At 46.9% G+C, this 226-nt stretch carries 2 rRNA genes; both read left to right on the forward strand.

Going from position 1 to position 226, the window contains the following annotated elements:
* Positions 1 to 92: ribosomal RNA gene (locus tag M3221_RS26095) — 23S ribosomal RNA — on the forward strand; the annotation flags it as partial.
* A gap of 74 nt (positions 93 to 166) precedes the next feature.
* Positions 167 to 226 (forward strand): 5S ribosomal RNA (rrf, locus tag M3221_RS26100); the annotation flags it as partial.

The following is a 226-nucleotide window of genomic DNA, read 5'->3' on the forward strand; positions in this document are numbered from 1 at the left end:
ATCCCTTGAAGATGACGAGGTAGATAGGTTCGAGGTGGAAGTGCGGTGACGCATGGAGCTGACGAATACTAATCGATCGAGGACTTAATCAAGATTAACATGGCACGGTATGCCGTTACTTTACAGAGATTATCCAGTTTTGAAGGAACAATTTTGTTCCATATAGTCTGGTGGCAATAGCGAAGAGGTCACACCCGTTCCCATCCCGAACACGGCCGTTAAGCTC

Origin of the sequence: Domibacillus indicus, assembly GCF_023715895.1 — a bacterium.
In the GTDB taxonomy this organism is placed as follows: domain Bacteria; phylum Bacillota; class Bacilli; order Bacillales; family Domibacillaceae; genus Domibacillus; species Domibacillus indicus_A.